This window comes from Oceanidesulfovibrio marinus, from assembly GCF_013085545.1.
In the GTDB taxonomy this organism is placed as follows: Bacteria; Desulfobacterota; Desulfovibrionia; order Desulfovibrionales; family Desulfovibrionaceae; genus Oceanidesulfovibrio; species Oceanidesulfovibrio marinus.
The window spans coordinates 3,460,483-3,475,558 of sequence record NZ_CP039543.1 but is presented as its reverse complement, the minus strand read 5'-3'; the positions used below and the strand labels follow the sequence as shown (position 1 = coordinate 3,475,558).

At 55.1% G+C, this 15,076-nt stretch carries 13 protein-coding genes; 9 read left to right on the top strand and 4 right to left on the bottom strand.

Annotated features, from left to right (window positions below; genetic code table 11):
• The first annotated feature begins 69 nt into the window (after positions 1 to 69).
• From E8L03_RS15400 to E8L03_RS15380, 5 genes are all read left to right on the top strand, one after another.
• Positions 70 to 540 (top strand): nucleoside deaminase, encoded by a 471-nt coding sequence (locus E8L03_RS15400; RefSeq protein WP_244963540.1) that lies wholly within the window; start codon positions 70 to 72, stop codon positions 538 to 540.
• An 8-nt stretch (positions 541 to 548) separates the two neighbouring features.
• The gene (locus E8L03_RS15395; protein ID WP_171267813.1) at positions 549 to 2,060 is read left to right on the top strand and encodes a hypothetical protein; all 1,512 of its coding nucleotides are present in this window, start codon (positions 549 to 551) and stop codon (positions 2,058 to 2,060) included.
• A gap of 305 nt (positions 2,061 to 2,365) precedes the next feature.
• The gene (locus E8L03_RS15390) at positions 2,366 to 2,626 is read left to right on the top strand and encodes a hypothetical protein (RefSeq protein WP_171267812.1); all 261 of its coding nucleotides are present in this window, start codon (positions 2,366 to 2,368) and stop codon (positions 2,624 to 2,626) included.
• Positions 2,619 to 3,413, top strand: coding sequence for a BRO-N domain-containing protein (locus E8L03_RS15385; protein WP_171267811.1), 795 nt, complete (start codon positions 2,619 to 2,621; stop codon positions 3,411 to 3,413). The genes E8L03_RS15390 and E8L03_RS15385 overlap by 8 nt, the downstream gene beginning before the upstream one ends.
• A 366-nt stretch (positions 3,414 to 3,779) precedes the next feature.
• The gene (locus E8L03_RS15380) at positions 3,780 to 4,640 is read left to right on the top strand and encodes a DNA adenine methylase (RefSeq protein WP_171267810.1); all 861 of its coding nucleotides are present in this window, start codon (positions 3,780 to 3,782) and stop codon (positions 4,638 to 4,640) included.
• Here E8L03_RS15380 and E8L03_RS15375 read toward each other — a convergent pair.
• The 3 genes from E8L03_RS15375 to E8L03_RS15365 form a co-directional block, all read right to left on the bottom strand.
• Positions 4,626 to 5,693 carry a hypothetical protein gene (locus E8L03_RS15375; RefSeq protein WP_171267809.1) on the bottom strand — a complete coding sequence of 356 codons (1,068 nt, stop codon included), beginning with the start codon at positions 5,691 to 5,693 and terminating at the stop codon, positions 4,626 to 4,628. The two genes, E8L03_RS15380 and E8L03_RS15375, sit on opposite strands and share 15 nt — an antisense overlap.
• 3 nt (positions 5,694 to 5,696) lie before the next feature.
• The gene (locus E8L03_RS15370) at positions 5,697 to 6,824 is read right to left on the bottom strand and encodes a ParB N-terminal domain-containing protein (RefSeq protein ID WP_171267808.1); all 1,128 of its coding nucleotides are present in this window, start codon (positions 6,822 to 6,824) and stop codon (positions 5,697 to 5,699) included.
• Between the two features lie 221 nt (positions 6,825 to 7,045).
• Positions 7,046 to 7,558: a helix-turn-helix domain-containing protein gene (locus tag E8L03_RS15365; RefSeq protein WP_171267807.1), complete on the bottom strand. Its 513-nt coding sequence runs from the start codon at positions 7,556 to 7,558 to the stop codon at positions 7,046 to 7,048.
• Positions 7,559 to 7,697: 139 nt separating this feature from the next.
• Between E8L03_RS15365 and E8L03_RS15360 the strand changes: the two genes are divergently transcribed.
• Both E8L03_RS15360 and E8L03_RS15355 read left to right on the top strand, forming a co-directional pair.
• The gene (locus E8L03_RS15360) at positions 7,698 to 7,952 is read left to right on the top strand and encodes a hypothetical protein (RefSeq protein ID WP_171267806.1); all 255 of its coding nucleotides are present in this window, start codon (positions 7,698 to 7,700) and stop codon (positions 7,950 to 7,952) included.
• A gap of 73 nt (positions 7,953 to 8,025) precedes the next feature.
• On the top strand, positions 8,026 to 8,496 hold the full coding sequence (locus E8L03_RS15355) for a phage regulatory CII family protein (protein ID WP_171267805.1): 471 nt from the start codon (positions 8,026 to 8,028) through the stop codon (positions 8,494 to 8,496).
• A gap of 270 nt (positions 8,497 to 8,766) precedes the next feature.
• Here the strand turns inward: E8L03_RS15355 and E8L03_RS15350 are convergent, their stop codons facing one another.
• Positions 8,767 to 9,888 carry a tyrosine-type recombinase/integrase gene (locus E8L03_RS15350; protein ID WP_171267804.1) on the bottom strand — a complete coding sequence of 374 codons (1,122 nt, stop codon included), beginning with the start codon at positions 9,886 to 9,888 and terminating at the stop codon, positions 8,767 to 8,769.
• 426 nt (positions 9,889 to 10,314) lie between these two features.
• Here E8L03_RS15350 and E8L03_RS15345 point away from each other — a divergent pair, with 426 nt between their 5' ends.
• A complete protein-coding gene (locus E8L03_RS15345; RefSeq protein WP_171267803.1) occupies positions 10,315 to 12,714 on the top strand; it encodes a sensor histidine kinase in 2,400 nt (799 codons plus the stop codon).
• Positions 12,715 to 12,844: 130 nt separating this feature from the next.
• On the top strand, positions 12,845 to 15,028 hold the full coding sequence (locus E8L03_RS15340; RefSeq protein ID WP_144234007.1) for a SpoIIE family protein phosphatase: 2,184 nt from the start codon (positions 12,845 to 12,847) through the stop codon (positions 15,026 to 15,028).
• Positions 15,029 to 15,076: the final 48 nt, after the last annotated feature.

Here is a 15,076-nt window from a genome sequence, read left to right as displayed (position 1 = left end):
ATGAATAAGTAAAAAGGACAACTTGACGAAAAGCTATATGTAGATAATCCTAACGGAAAGGAGTGGATTGTGGCAAATGAAATAAATTATATGCAGCGGGCTATAGACCTATCAAAAAAAAGCCTCGCTTGTGGGGGGGGGCCCTTCGGAGCTGTAATCGTGAAAAATGATGAGATAGTTGGGGAGGGCATGAATTGTGTCGTGAGCAAAAATGATCCAACAGCACATGCTGAGATAGTTGCAATACGCATGGCCTGTGAACGTCTTGCAACGTTTAATCTTTCAGGAAGTATTATTTTTACAAGCTGTGAACCTTGTCCAATGTGTCTTTCTGCCATTTGGTGGGCAAGGATTGATAAAATATATTATGGAAACACACGGCATGATGCTGCTGGTATCGGATTTGACGATGCAGATATTTATAATGAAATTGCTGTGGAAAATGTTAAACGTAGATTGCCACTCCTACAGCTAATGCATTCTGAATCGATTAAGGTATTCCAAGAGTGGGCTGAAATTGAAAAGAAACATATGTATTAGGTTGTAAAATGAAAGAAAATAATGATTCTGGAGTTGACTTTAGTTTAATGGCCCTCAGCCTGACAATTGTTGTATTTTATGCTCCATTTACAATAGCTGCACTGGTCTCAGGGCCTCTGGGTATCAATTTTGGTGTCATTGTATGTGTATCGTTCGCTTTAATGGCGTTTGGAACCTTCCTTAGTTCTATCTTGACGAAGTCTGGCTTGGTCGTTGCCCCAGGAATAGGTCTAGCTACATTTTTTTCATATGGGTATGCTGGAGGGAAGCTTGGTAATAACCTCCCTATAGCGGCCTTGGCTACGTCTGTAGTGACGCTGTTTCTTTCAATAGTAATTTGTAAAAATGGTAAATCTATACGACAGAATTTGCTTGATTCGTTCAAGGGCCCTCTAAGGATTGGTATTCGTGCGAGTGTGGGGACGCTTCTTGCGAGTGTTGCGTTGGGTGCTGTTATAGGATCAAAAGTTTCATTAGGCACGCGTATTTTTAGTATTAAGTGGGACGGGGACTATAGTGTCCACCTGTATTCACTGTTGTGTTTTATGATAGCTGTAGTCGTGATCATTGGATCAGAAAGAGCTGTTGCGGTATGGTCAAAAAGTAGTTGCAGGTGGAGAGGACAGAGTATCGTTCTATTAGCCTTGAGATCTGTTAATATCGTATCGCCAGCGTTGATTTTTTATTTAGCTGTGTCTAATTCTTATTCGAAAGTATCAGTCGATTTATCATTTAATAACTTTTGGATAAACATAGATTGTATAAGAAATATGTTGTTTTCGCACAGTACTTTTTTTTCCGGCGTTAGTTATCCAAATGGTACTGAAGCCGATCTCGGTAGCTTAATATACTTGAGTATGGTTTTGGTGGTGGTCGTTATCGTTGATATACCCGGAAGTCCATATGAGATGTTCATGTGCTCCAAAAAGTTATCAGATAAAGAGAAGTATAAACGTATTGATACAGCATTCGTAACTACTTCTGTTACTTCTATGGTAAATGCAGCATTTCTAATTTCTCCGTCTGTTTATTATGCCGAGAACAATATAATGACACAAACAGGTGATTTGTCAAAGGAGCCAGAACTTGTAGAGAAATATGTCACAAACCCACGTACGGCCCGTTATTGCTTTTTTTTCTTTGTTATTTGTGCTGTATTTTTTTTATTTGTTAGAACAGATACTGTTTACTTGCGTGATATTGTTAAGTTTGCAATTGCTCCTAATTTGTTTTGTTTAGGACTTCATTTAACAGCAAAATCTTTCTTTTCGGATGAGGTAACAGATGAAGACAGGCAAGAACTTCACACTTTAGCGCCTGCAGCTCTTGCTGTTTTATTAGTACCTACATTTGGTTTTGATTTTGCAATAATGTCAAGCATGTTGTATTACTCGCTGGTAAAGATTAACTATAAAAAATTAAAAACATTGAAATTGATAAATTTCTTAAAAATTGAAATTTTGTTATTTTTTATGTCTATAATTGCTTTTGTGGGACTTTTTATTTCTTCAACTAAATGAGGCTATTGACTCTGCAGACCCCCCCACGCGTTGACATTTCGAAAACAGATGTGGCAATGCTTGGAACACGGAGCGTCAGAACTCCTTCCAGAGGCGGATACCGTCTCCCGTCAGCAGCGGTTTTTTTGCGTCCAGCGCAGCCGTATTTGCCTTTCCGTGGGCGCCATACTACCGACTACATCGCCGGGAGTGGTGAAATGTCCAGGGCGTCAAGCCTAAAATAGCCAGCCCTGCCTCTGGAGGGTCTGAACTCCCGGCTTTTTTCATCAGGGAAGCCAACTTCAGAAAACCAGAGGAGTCCCTTCATGATCACGCCATCCCCTTCCGGCTGGTCGGCGCAGCGATTGCGCCAGCGGCAGGAACAACTGGCATCGGTCAGCGTCCGTTTCACGGCCCTGCATTGGGCCATGTCCGCGTACTTCGAAGAGCACAGCGACGCAGTTCTGGACGGCCTCGCCGCATTCATGGGCGAGCTCGACCGGGATCTGCACCGTCTGAGCGAGGCTGTGGCCGCTGAAGCGTCCGCGGCCGGCTGCGACCCCCAGCAGGGGGGCGGCCATGTCTGACATCATGCCCTTCGACTTTGACGGCAACGCCGTGCGCGTCGTTATGCACGGGGCTGCGCCCTGGTTTGTGGCCAAGGACGTGTGCAATTGCTTAGAGGTTATCTGGAAGGGGTCCGATACTACCGGACCCCTTGATGATGACGAGAAGGGGGTACGTGTTGTGTACACCCCTGGCGGCAGACAGGACATGCTCTGTATCTCCGAGTCCGGCCTGTACGCGCTGATCTTCGCCAGTCGCAAGCCCGAGGCGAAGCGCTTCCGCAAGTGGGTGACGTCGGAGGTGCTGCCGGCGATCCGGACCACCGGGCGGTATGACGCGCCGGGCCTGCGGATTCCGGATGACCAGCGCCCCTCGCTGCGGCTCAAGCCGATTCTGCGCAGCCAGGCCATGCGCGCGGCCGTGCAGACGGCCAAGCTCTCCGGCGGCGCGGAAGAGGACGTGAAGCGGCTGTTCGAGGAGTTCTGCGGCCTGTTCGCGGCCCGGCCCGGCCGCCCCGAGCTGGGGAGCGGGTACCCGCTGCCGGGCAGCTTCGACCTGGTGGAGGAGTTCGCGGCGGAAGAGCTGACCGTGGTGGAGATCGATCCGGACCGGCCCACGCCGCGCGAAGCCAAGACCCAGGCCAAGGACCTCTACGCGATGTTCTGCGCCTGGTGCCAGGACCGTGGCGTCCCGAAACACGACGTCCCAACCCACAACGCCTTCGGCCGGGCGCTCAAGCACATGCCCGGTGTCGAACGGGCCACGCCGAAGAATAAGGTGTTCTACAACCTGGTTGCACGTGCGTAGGGATAGGAGGGGGCGTTTCGGCGTGGGTGCGAGACCGAAGCGCCCCCTCTGGTTCCTGAGCTGCGTGATAGGTGGGATAGCGCTTTACGCGATTATCCCGCGGTAGAGAATGCATCCATAGTGTGGACGTTGGCGACAACCTTCCGCGCAACGCACTGCGCACATATAAGGTGCGTTGACATTGTAAAAACAGTTAGGGCAAAGACGGGAGATACGGAACGTCAGAACTCGCGGACTGGTCCGCTAGTCAGGGCAAGGCGGTAGACCTCTGCTGATGATCAACTTGGCGGATTAAGTATGTTATGGTCATTTAGGAGCTGTGATTTTTTCATGGCCATGGCAATTTATCTGTGGTAAATAATAAATATGGCAACTATCTTTAGTCCGTTACGCTACCCAGGGGGTAAAAGCGCTATCGCTCCATACCTTGCGGCTCTGTTGCGCGCTAACAATTATTCTGGTCGAGTCTTTGCAGAACCATTCGCTGGAGGCGCAGGAGCAGCAGTCAAGCTATTGTATGCAGCTGAGGCAGAGCACTTAGCGCTCAATGATGTAGATCAAGCTATTTGTGATTTGTGGTTGGCAATACTTGGAGAGACAGAAGAGTTTCTTAAGTTATTGCGGGATACACCTGTTACAGTGGAGGAATGGAGCAAGCAACGGGCTATATGGGAAAAGCCAGAGCATCATGAATTAGCAGCCAGAGGTTTTGCTACGTTCTTTCTTAACAGGACAAATCGTTCTGGAATATTGCGTGGCCGACCTATCGGCGGACTTGATCAAAGTGGTGCGTATCCAATCACTGCACGTTACAACAAGGCAAATTTAGAAAAGCGCATATTGCGTCTGGCAAAATGGAAGAGCCGTATTAGTATAAGCTGTTTGGATGCACTTGACTTTATCGAAGCTCTTGCGGCGCTTCCCCGCCCCCCTTTTTTATTCTTAGATCCCCCATATGTGGGCCAAGGCAGGCATTTGTATATGAACGCATTCGGTCATGAGCAACATGAGTCCTTGGCCACATGGCTGCGTGCGCATTCGCGTATACCCTGGGTGTTAACTTACGATGACCACCCAATTATCCACGAACTTTACAGTTGGGCGCACATAACGCAAATTCCGATCCGCTATAGTGCTCAAACTAAACGTAAGGCGACAGAATTGTTGATCTTGCCCCCATGGGTGACTGTGCCAACAGAAGAAGCTAGGCCATTATGTTACAGTTGATGTGTGGTTCAAAGAAGCAAAGAAATCTTCCCACCAGTTTTGTAATTGACTAGCGACCTCATGCTTGGGCAAAGACCGCATTACGGAGACCTCGTCGCCTCGATCGAAGGCCTTTTGAACGCAAAGCGGAATGCGATAGCGATGGAAAATGATACCATATTCTCTGGTATGGTCGAATAGTGCCGCAAGATAGTGGCTGGGATCTTGGTCATATACGTCATCAAACAAGCTAAACGGGACAAACATAGCTCGGATAGGTTTTAGGCAAGGTGCTTCTTTATACCAGCGACCGCGGAAGCGTTCTATTCTATCTGTGCTTAATGGCTTCTCTTCCCAGTCTAGACCACTAGCCACTTGCCCCCATAAAGTAAGCGCACAACCTGGGCCATCATGGTGAGGAATCCAGGCAACTACATCTACTTGGTCATCTTTGGGGCGTGTAGGGGCACCCTTCGGTGCCATATGGCGAACCACTCCCTCACTTCCCATTTCTTTTTCTAAAGCTCGAAGGGCATCAAGTAATCCAGTTTTGTCAGGCCGGGGCCAACCAAAGGCATAGGTTTTTCCCCCTAGATAGCCAGCGGCTGCAAGGTTGGCACAATGTTGAAAGAGATTTCGTTCAAGACTATTTTTAATTGCAGGAACCTGATCTGTATCGAGGACATTAGACATTGCAAGGCTTAGTCGTAAGCAAAGCAAATAAGATAGTTGTCCTGGGATTGTACTATTCAATTCGAATTGGAGTGCACTATCTTCAAGCTTAAATGGATAAGCTGAATGAGTGCTATCTATACGTAATGCTTCTACTCGGCGATCAATTTCTCTTTCAATTCTGCCTAATACTTGTTCTCGTTCCGTATCTTCATTGCATATGGCCGTGACATCATCAGGGTCAAGGTTTTCTAAGGCATCCTGATATGTGTCTTCAGCAATTCCCATTGATTCCCAAAGCTCATCAAGGGCACACTCGTTGTAGTGATGCAAAATTGCTCTAAATTCCATCCAATCAACGAGTCGGGCTGCTGGAGTCTCAACAAAAAGAGGCTGAAACATAAATCAATCTTCCTGAACAGGATCGTCATGTTTAAATTTCATGTTCGTACAAATTGAGGTTGCTATATTTCTTAGATTTAGTGCAGTGTCGTATAATGATTGAGTTCCATCGTATGTATGAACATGGGCACTGGCTTTTTTCGCCTCTGATTCAGCTTTATACAACGCCTTCATAAAAAGAACATCATCAGGGGTTAAAACGCTGATGGCAAGAGATAAATCTCTTTCTGTCTCCAGTAGAGATAGGGCTTTTTTGTCAGCAAGTACATTGGCTAAATTTTTAACATCTGGGTTTTGGGATACTACAAGTGGTTTGAGGTTGTCTTTTTTGCTTCCATAAAGCCAATTACAAAGATTCCCAAGCTCTGTTTTTTTGTCATCAGGGATTGGGTTATCTTTGATTTCTGCTTGGGTAAAACTCGGGGACAAGCCAAGGTATTCTCGGACTTGGCTTCGAGTAAGTGCCACATAAAGGTGAGAGAAATGAAATTTTCTAGTAGGGTGACGGTCCTCCATTTCAAAGACACCCAAAATCTTAGCCTGCTGGAGAACCTTCCAGCCATAAAGCAATTTTCTTACTGTATCGAAAGAGTCACCAATACGATTGGATATTTCTTCCACACTGATATTGCCCTGATCAAACCAATCCGCAGCATACTTGGCTTTGGCTACTGCATCCCATTTGTGTGGACCATTGATATGCTTGAAGCCAATAAAGGCTCTGGCTTCATCTTCCGTGGTTACGCGAAAAACAAGAACCTCGTCTAATCCGAGGTCCTTATGCGCAGGAATTTCTGGAAGTTGAATACGACACTCTTCAGCAAGAGCTGGATTACGGAGAAGTTTGATTGCGGCCAATCGACGATTGCCCTCTAAAACCTTGTAGTTTGGGCCTTTACCCATAACTACCATTGGCTCAATGGCTAAATAACCATTCGCAGCAATTGAAAGAACTAGCTCGCTTGGGTCAGCAGATTTCTTCAAAGCTAAGATAAAATCTTTTTCAGAAGCCCCAGGACTTACCTCATATTGAAGTGACAGTCTGGGGTTATCCAAATCAAATATGAGTTTGTCAGGATCTATGAGGCAAGCTTGGTGAGGAGGAATTGGGTCAACGCATTGGGCGCACATATTTGGTCCCGCCTGAGTTTGTCATAAATTTTGGTTGAAAACAGTTCATCATGTATACTCGCCAAGGCTTTACTGTCAAAGATGCTTGCATTGCCCCGGCTTAGTTAAGATTACGAAAATTTTTCCGTTTAGTCCCACACACAACAGGGTGAGGCTTCCCGCGCACTATGTCCGTGCCCAGAAAAGCCCCCAGTAGTATCCCTCTGCTGTTCTGCCGAGTATCAGGAACCCAAGCCCTTGGCCCGGCGCGGCCCCCGGACATCCTTCCCTGTGCCTGACGACCTGTCAGCCAGGTCGCCAGCCGGATTCTCTTCTTGGGGTGCGGATCTCGACTTGATGGTCTCCAGCATGGCCTGTTGCACCACCTCGGGCGGCGCGGCCACCCGTTCAAACTCCTTGCGCACGTCGTCCAGCTCCCGCCCCAGGTCCGTCTGGGGCTGCTGGCCTTCTGCCTGAGCTCCGGCGCCTGGCGTCGTTCCAGCTCCGTGGGCAGCGTCCTCCTGCGCCCACATTTCGCCCTCGCCTGTCAGCAGCCAATACGAACAAACGCCGATGTTTAGCACCATGGTGGCCACGGTTTCCACGTTGGGCAGCGCGCGGCCTTCCAGGTAGTTGCGCAGGGTCTGGGGCTTTCTGAGGCCGGCTTTGGCCGCCATATCCTTCAGGGACAGGCCTTGATCCTCTTTGATCGCGCGGAGCCGGTGCGCAAACGCTTCCTCGCTAAAAATAGACATTTTAGTTCCGTTTCTGGTTGACCATGGCTAAATTTCGGACTACATGAAGGGCAACACGCTTTTATTAACCGTTAAACCAAGGGAAATCGTTATGGAATCCAGTGTTCCTCGTCAAGGGCGGATTGTCGGCTGGTTGCGAATGCAAGGTGCTGTTCTGAATGATCTGGCGGAGCATCTGGGCGTTTCGCTGGGTCATACGAGCAAATTATGCAACTCGGAAACCGTGCCCACGGCCATCCGCGCCAAGCTGGAGACCTACGAGGCTCCGACAGGCGAGCACATTCCGGACTTTCTGCTGCCTGACGGTGTGGACCGGAAGCGGGGCCCGGAGAAAGGCTGGTTGGACGAATTACGCGCCAAGGCAGCCCAGGCCGAGCGGTTCATAAGCGCCTAGCCGTTTTTTAGCTTCCCTTTTTCGTGCAGCATCATTGCGCACATATCCACGCAAATATTGGAGAAAAATTACCATGCCAATCGATCCGTCCATCTACAGGAGCCTTGTGGAGCTCTTGTACGACATCGCGCACCGCGCACCGTCCGGCAAGTCGTTCGCGCAGATCGCGGAGCTGATGAACAAGCCCTACTCGACCCTGGCCAGCGAGCTGAACAGCGCAGTCGAAACACATAAACTCGGTGCAGGGGACTTGCTGCTGCTGATGGAGCTGGCGGACAGCAACGCCCCGGTGGACTTCCTGGCGCAGAAGCGGGGCGGCGTGTTTGTGAAGCTACCGCGTGTGACGGCCACAGGCCCCATAGACAAGGCCTCCATCAAGGCCGTCAAGGAGTTCGGCGAGCTGATGGGCGTGTACGGCCAGGCACTGGAAGACGGCAAGCTGAGCCTGCGGGAACGCAAAGAGATCCTCAAGGAGGGCTACGAGGCTATCGAGGCGGTTATGGCCTTACTGCGCCACGTTGAGGAAATGGAGATTGCGGCATGAGCACGTGGGTCCAGACTTGTAGCGGCGGGCAGCAACTGAGGGCCGGAAACCTGAAAGAGAGAGAGGAAATGGAAGAACAGGCAATTGCACAGAGCGCCGTCACGGCCGGCATGGTCAAGGAAACGCTGGAAGCGCTGTTTACGGACGCCGCGCAGATCGCGAGGTTGAGACAGAAGGAATTGCTGACCGGTAAGGAGGTCGAGCAGCTGTACAGCTACCCCACGTCGACACAGGAGAAAGACAGGTGGGCCGGCGTGGGGCCTTCGTACGTCAAGCGGGGAAAGCGAGTTCTGTACCGCCGTCGGGATCTGGATTCGTATTTTGGCGCTCTCCGAGTGAAAACCAGAGACCAGGCGTAATGCCATGATGAAGCGCTGTATCAATACAATCAACCGCGTGCCGCTGCATGCCAGGGCAAAGGTGACTGTACCGTTCGGTAATATCCTGATTGGAATGTCCCATCAATTTGGAGATCCAGTACAGCGGGACGCCGGAGATGGCCAACCAGCTACCGAACGTGTGGCGCAGGGTGTGGAAGACAACCTTATGTTTCCGGTCGTCCACACCGTCGTTCAATCCAAGGGCGTTGACGGCCCTTGGAAAGATGCCCGGAACTACTGTATGGACGCCTCCACTGCGCCTGGGGAAGACCAGGTGGCCGGGGTGCAGCGGAATATCCCGAAGCACCTGGTCCAGTTCACCGGTAATGAACACTGTACGGTCCCGGCCCGATTTCGTGTTCTGGGCGCGTATGGTGCCTGCCGCCAGATTCATCTGTTCGCCCTTGAGGTTGGCGATTTCACTGAAGCGCAGGCCGGTATACAGGGCGATCATGCACATGCGCCAAAACATTTTTTGCGGATCCCAGCCGCGTCTGCTGATTTCCTCCAGCAAGGCCCGCGCCTCGTCAGGCGTCAGCCAGCGTTCGCGGGCGTTGTCGTAGCGCGGCCACTCGATGCGGTCTGTCGGGATATTTCCCTGGTAGAGATCCCACCGCGCCACCTTGCGGTAAATGCTGCGGATCAGGGCCAGGGTGAGTTCAATCGTTTTCGGGCTCTTGCCGCGCTCCTGCAGGGTTGCCTTGAAGACTTCCAGGTCCAGGGGGGATATTTCGCTCAGCATCTTGTCGCCCAGTTCGTCTTTGACATGGTTTCTCCAGCGCGACAAAAGCTTTTCAGGCCTCTTGGTGTTGGTGCGGCAGTGGTTCTCGTAGTACACCGTCCACGCCTCCTGCAGCGTCAGGCTCTCTTTAGGACGCACGCGTGGCTGTTCACCCAGGCGGGCCTGGTTCTGGAGCTCTGTGCGTTTCTGCGAGGCGTATGCGGCGTCGATGCCTTCGGATCGCCAGCCGATTTTGTGGCGTTCTTTCTTGCCATTGTTCTTGATCGTCACGTAAAAACAGACGTCCGGACGGCCCTGGTGTCGTTTTGTGGTCGACGTGTATACATAGACCCCTGTATACTTCTTGACGCGCTCCAATTTTTTGCCTCTCTTTTGTCCCCATGCAGCGGATTTGCCCCTGTTTTGCACCCACATGCGGCAACATGTAAAGGCAACAGGAAAAAGAGATGTCCTGTAATATCAGCTAGTGGGGGCGTCAAGAAACCCAGCGCAAGGTATGAAGATGGGCAGACGTTCGAGCTATTCACTCCCGGTGCAAAAAAGGATATCCGTATCAGTGGTCTGTGCTGGACAGCTCGTTGGCGGCCCGCTCTTGAACCTGCGCTACCAGATGACCTATTGCTTCTTCTCTATTTGCACGTTACACCGCGTCATGATTATTAATCTTAGTTGCACTCCGAAAGGATGGCGCGCTGCATGAAGCGCTTCCGCCTGGGAGTGGGGAGAAAGCTGCTGCTGACCAACGCAGCCGCCGGCCTGCTCTTCATCGCCTTTTCCGTGGTGGTGCTGGTCAAGCTCTCCACCATCGAGGGCATCTCGTCCTCGCTCATTTCCGACAGCCTCCACCAGATCATCGACAACAGCAGCACCGCCCGCAAGCTCTCCATGGCCTTTGCCCGGGCCGCCTCGCTGATGGGCAACTTCTACGAGAACGAGCAGCTTCTGGAGGAGGAGTCGCGGCGGCTGCTTACCGACATCGACGTTCTGGCCAGCAATGCGCATGGCCGCAGCCTGCGCACCTCGCTCGAAGACTACCGCCGCAGCCTGGTCATGGTTTTCGAGAGCTGCCGCGTGGTCAACCTGGTCCTCGCCCGGCTGCGACGCCTGGAAAACTCCGGATTGAGGAACATGGACCAGGCCGAGTTCCTCTACACCTCGGACGCCGATGCGTCGGATACGCCACGCCTGCAGGAGCAGCTGTCCCTGCTGAAATCGCTCAAGGAGGACATGCTCCGCGTGGCCGTATTGCGCACCGAGTACTGGCCCAAGCATTTTGCACGCGATGTGAGGGGAGGGGACGTTCTGGCCATGGCCGTGAACGAGCTGCGCATCCAGATGCAGGCGTACACAGCCGTCGGCAACGGCGACGCCGCCACAGTCCGAGCCTTCAAGCTCGCGGCCGGCAAGTACCTCGACGCGCTCGGCGACCTGCACCGCGTCACGCGGAATCTCAAAGTGGCGACGCAACGTGTGAACACCCATCAGGACGCCATCCTCGCGGAGATGGCCAGCCTGGACAAAGAGGCCGCAAACACATCCCTGGCGGCGCGCGGGCAGATCGTCTCCATCACCAACTCCGCCAGGAGTCAGCTGATACTGCTGGCCGTGGGCGTGCTGCTGGGCCTTGTCTCGCTGACCCAGTTCTTCCGGCTGCACAACTTCCAGCTGCCGCTGGAAAACCTGCGCCGGGGCATCGAAAGCCTGCGCGCCGGCAACCTGGAGCGGCGCATCGATCTGAGTCGCGACGACGAGTGGAGCATCATGGAAGAAGCCATCAACCACATGGCTTCGGAGCTGTCACGCTCCTACCAGAGCATCGAGGAGAGCGCCTCGTTCTACCGCAGCCTTTTCGAGCTGGGGCTCATCGGCATGGCGGTGATGGACGAAACCGGCTCCGGCTGGCTGGAGATCAACGACCGCTTCTGCGAGGTCTTGCGCTACTCCCGCGACGAGATCATGACCAGGCAGTGGAGCGACCTCATCCACCAGAAGGACTACGTCACCGAGAGCATCCGGTTCGCTTCCCTGCGCAACGGCGAAATCGACGGCTACGCCCTGGACGTCCGCTTCACCCGCGGCGACGGCTCCATAGCCTACACCATGCTCTCCGTGAAGTGCACGCGCACCGAGAGCGGCCGCATCAAGGCGGTCTACATTCTGCTCAACGACATCTCCAAACGGGTGCAGACACAGCAGCAGCTGGATGCGGTCAACAAGAACCTGGAGCAGCTGGTGGAGGAACGCTCCCAATCGCTGCTGGAGAAGACCCGCGAGCTGGAGGAGGCCAACCGCAGGCTGCGGGAGCTGGATCAGCTCAAGTCGGACTTCCTCTCGTCCATCTCCCACGAGTTGCGCACGCCTCTGACCTCCATCCTGGGGTTCGCCAAGCTCGTGAACCGCGAGCTGACCCGTTTCGGGGCGCAGAACAACCGCGATTCCGAGGACATCACAGCGCGACTGGAGCGCATGCAGGCAAACCTGGACATCATCGCGCGCGAGGGCGAGCGGCTCACCCGGCTCATCAACGAAATCCTCGACCTCTCCAAGATCGAATCCGGCCAGGTGGAGTGGCGCGACATCATCTGCTCCTCCCGCGCCCTTGCCCTGCAGGCCATGGAGGCCGTGGAACCACAGTTCCAGCAGAAACCAGGCGTGGAGCTGCGCCTGGACGTCAGCAAGGCGGACACCCTGGTGCGTGTCGACCCGGACCGCTATCTCCAGGTCTGCATCAACCTGCTCAACAACGCCCTCAAGTTCACACCGTCCGGCAGCATCACCATCACCGCACAGCCCACGGACGAGGGGTACTACCGTTTCAGCGTGCAGGACACGGGCGTGGGCATTGCGCCGGACGACATGGAGCGCATCTTCGACAAGTTCCACCAGGCCCCCACCAACGACACCCTGCGCGACAAGCCCATGGGCACGGGCCTTGGCCTCTCCATCTCCAGCCAGATCGTAGACCACTACGGCGGTCGCATCTGGGTCCAGTCCGCACCCGGCAAGGGCAGCACCTTCACGTTCGAGATCCCCTCGGTCACGGGCCATCTGGCCGACGACCAGCCGGAAAACGGCGCCGCCGCGTCCCCTGAATAAACGCTGGCGCGCACGCCTCAACATTTACAAAGCCCCCTCCTCACGTATACTTGGGATCATGTTTTCAGCCCAAAACACTACTTCCTTTCTCGCTTGCTGCGGCCCCGGCTTGTTCTACCCGAGGTGATGCATGTCCCTGCGCTGGAAAATTCTGATCGTTCTGCTCGTTGTCGGCCTGCTGCCCATGAGCGCCATGCAGTTTTTCAGCCAGCGGATCACCGAGCACATGGGGCAGGACCTGGCCGCCCACGGCAAGACCGCCATGCTCCACACGGTGGCGTTCGAGTTCGAGCGCACCGCCAAGGACCAGGCCCGGGCCATGAACAGGGAGCGCGCCCTGCTCTCCTTTGCTCTGCGGATACAGGCCGCGGAGCTGACCCGGCGGCTGATCAGCGACAATGACGCCGACGACAACCTGCCCCTCTATGCCGAGGGCGTGAGCACCGCGTCCTTTCCGCAGTCGCGTTGCATCATGCGCGGTCCGCGCGAATGCACGCCTCTGCCCGTGGACTTTGATGACCAGACCGTGGTGGTGCTTTCCGGCATGGACGCCTCCGGGGAACTCTTCTCCGAGGATGGCTGGTCCAACGCGACCCTGGCCGACCGCATCCCTTCGTTCCTGCCGGTCTACCGTTCCCTGGCGGTATCGCAGCAGGACGCCATTCTCTGGCAGTGGACCGTGCTCGAATCGGGCGTACTCTCCCTCTACCCCAGGGTGGACAAGCCCAAACGCGCCCTGACCGATCGCTTCATCGCCTGGTTCCGGGGGGTGCGCGACCTCCAGAGCCCCATGTGGAAGCTCTCCGGCCCGGACCCCTTCACCATGGAGCCGGCGTTCACCCTGGCGGCCCCGCTGCGCGATGCAGAGGGCACGCTCCTCGGCGTGACGGCCATTGCCGCGCCGGTCTCGGCCTTCGTGGCCGGTGAAGAGGATCTCAAGGTGCTCTCGCCCAATCTGGCCGCCTTTCTGGTAGAGCCGGAGCCCGAATCGCCCGGGACCTTGCGCGTGCTGGCCGGCAAGGAGACCGACACCCACGGCCAACGCCGCTGGCGCTCCTACCTGGGCCGGCGCGCCCTGTGCGACGAGGCGTCCTGCAGTGTGGACATCGCTCCCCTGGCCAGGGATCTGGCCGCGAACCACTCCGGCGTACGCACCATGCCCTTCCGCGGCGAGCCCTGCATCTGGGCCTACACACCCCTGGACGAGTTCGGCGCCGGCCTGGTGCTCATCGCGCCGGAAAAGGATCTGGCCTCGGAAGCGCACATGATGGAGGAGTACGTCCTGGGCAGCGTGCGGCAGCAGGTCCGCTTCATCGGCTATGTCCTGCTCGGCATGTTCGCCCTGCTCTGCATCGTCGCTTTCCTGCTCTCACGGCCGCTCATCCGCCGCGCCAGGGAGCTGGCCACGGCCTCCCAGCAGCTTGCCGCCGGCGACTTCTCGGTGCGGGTGCCGGAACGCGGCGACGATGAGCTGACCATGGTCGCGCAGAGCTTCAACACGACCGTGCCGGCCCTGGCCGAGAGCATCCGCCTCAAGCAGTCGCTGAGCATTGCCCGCGAGGTGCAGCACACCCTGCTGCCGGACACCCTGCCCAGCCGCGAGAACATCCAGACCGCTGCGATCATCTCCTACAGCGAGGAGACCGGCGGCGACTTTTACGACATCATCGAGCCCTGCGGGCCGGACCGTCAGTGCATCGGCGCTCTGGTGGCCGACGTCTCGGGCCACGGCATGCCGGCCGCGCTGCTCATGGCCTCCACCCGCGCCTTTCTCCGCGCCCGCTTTCTGGACAAAGGCCGCGGCGAGGACATAGCCGAGGCAGTGAGCGACGCCAACCGCCTGCTCCACATGGACGAGGAGGGCAGCGGCCGCTTTGTGACGCTGTTCTACCTGGAGGTGGATCTGGAGACGAGCCAGATGTACTGGGTGCGTGCCGGCCACGAACCGGCCCTGCTCTACGACATCGCCAGCGACACCTTCGAGCAGCTCAAGGGCGTGCCGGGCCTGGCCCTGGGCGTGGACCCCGACACCACCTACACGGCCTTCTCCGCCGGCTGCCTCTGCTCCGGACAGATCGCCCTCCTGTACACGGACGGGCTCATCGAAACCGAAAACCCGGACGGCGAGCTCTATGGCCGCGAACGGCTGCAGCAGAGCCTGCGGCGCGCCGCTGCCCTGCCTGCCCGCAAGATCGCCCGCAAGCTGCTGGACGACGCCGCCCGTTTCCGCGGCGGCGCCACTCAGGAAGACGACATCACCATCGTGGTGCTCAAGATCCTGGCCCTTGCCGAAGAGGACAATGGCGAGAGCTGACCCGTTCTCCCTCTTGGCACCCGCCTCGCAATCGCGCATACTCCTTTT

What these genes read in the sequence shown, in the direction of transcription:
- E8L03_RS15395 (WP_171267813.1), top strand. Translation starts at nt 549, where the DNA reads ATGAAAGAAAATAATGATTCTGGAGTTGACTTTAGTTTAATGGCCCTC.
- E8L03_RS15390 (WP_171267812.1), top strand. Translation starts at nt 2,366, where the DNA reads ATGATCACGCCATCCCCTTCCGGCTGGTCGGCGCAGCGATTGCGCCAG.
- E8L03_RS15385 (WP_171267811.1), top strand. Translation starts at nt 2,619, where the DNA reads ATGTCTGACATCATGCCCTTCGACTTTGACGGCAACGCCGTGCGCGTC.
- E8L03_RS15380 (WP_171267810.1), top strand. Translation starts at nt 3,780, where the DNA reads ATGGCAACTATCTTTAGTCCGTTACGCTACCCAGGGGGTAAAAGCGCT.
- E8L03_RS15375 (WP_171267809.1), bottom strand. Translation starts at nt 5,693, where the DNA reads ATGTTTCAGCCTCTTTTTGTTGAGACTCCAGCAGCCCGACTCGTTGAT.
- E8L03_RS15370 (WP_171267808.1), bottom strand. Translation starts at nt 6,824, where the DNA reads ATGTGCGCCCAATGCGTTGACCCAATTCCTCCTCACCAAGCTTGCCTC.
- E8L03_RS15365 (WP_171267807.1), bottom strand. Translation starts at nt 7,558, where the DNA reads ATGTCTATTTTTAGCGAGGAAGCGTTTGCGCACCGGCTCCGCGCGATC.
- E8L03_RS15360 (WP_171267806.1), top strand. Translation starts at nt 7,698, where the DNA reads ATGCAAGGTGCTGTTCTGAATGATCTGGCGGAGCATCTGGGCGTTTCG.
- E8L03_RS15355 (WP_171267805.1), top strand. Translation starts at nt 8,026, where the DNA reads ATGCCAATCGATCCGTCCATCTACAGGAGCCTTGTGGAGCTCTTGTAC.
- E8L03_RS15345 (WP_171267803.1), top strand. Translation starts at nt 10,315, where the DNA reads ATGAAGCGCTTCCGCCTGGGAGTGGGGAGAAAGCTGCTGCTGACCAAC.
- E8L03_RS15340 (WP_144234007.1), top strand. Translation starts at nt 12,845, where the DNA reads ATGTCCCTGCGCTGGAAAATTCTGATCGTTCTGCTCGTTGTCGGCCTG.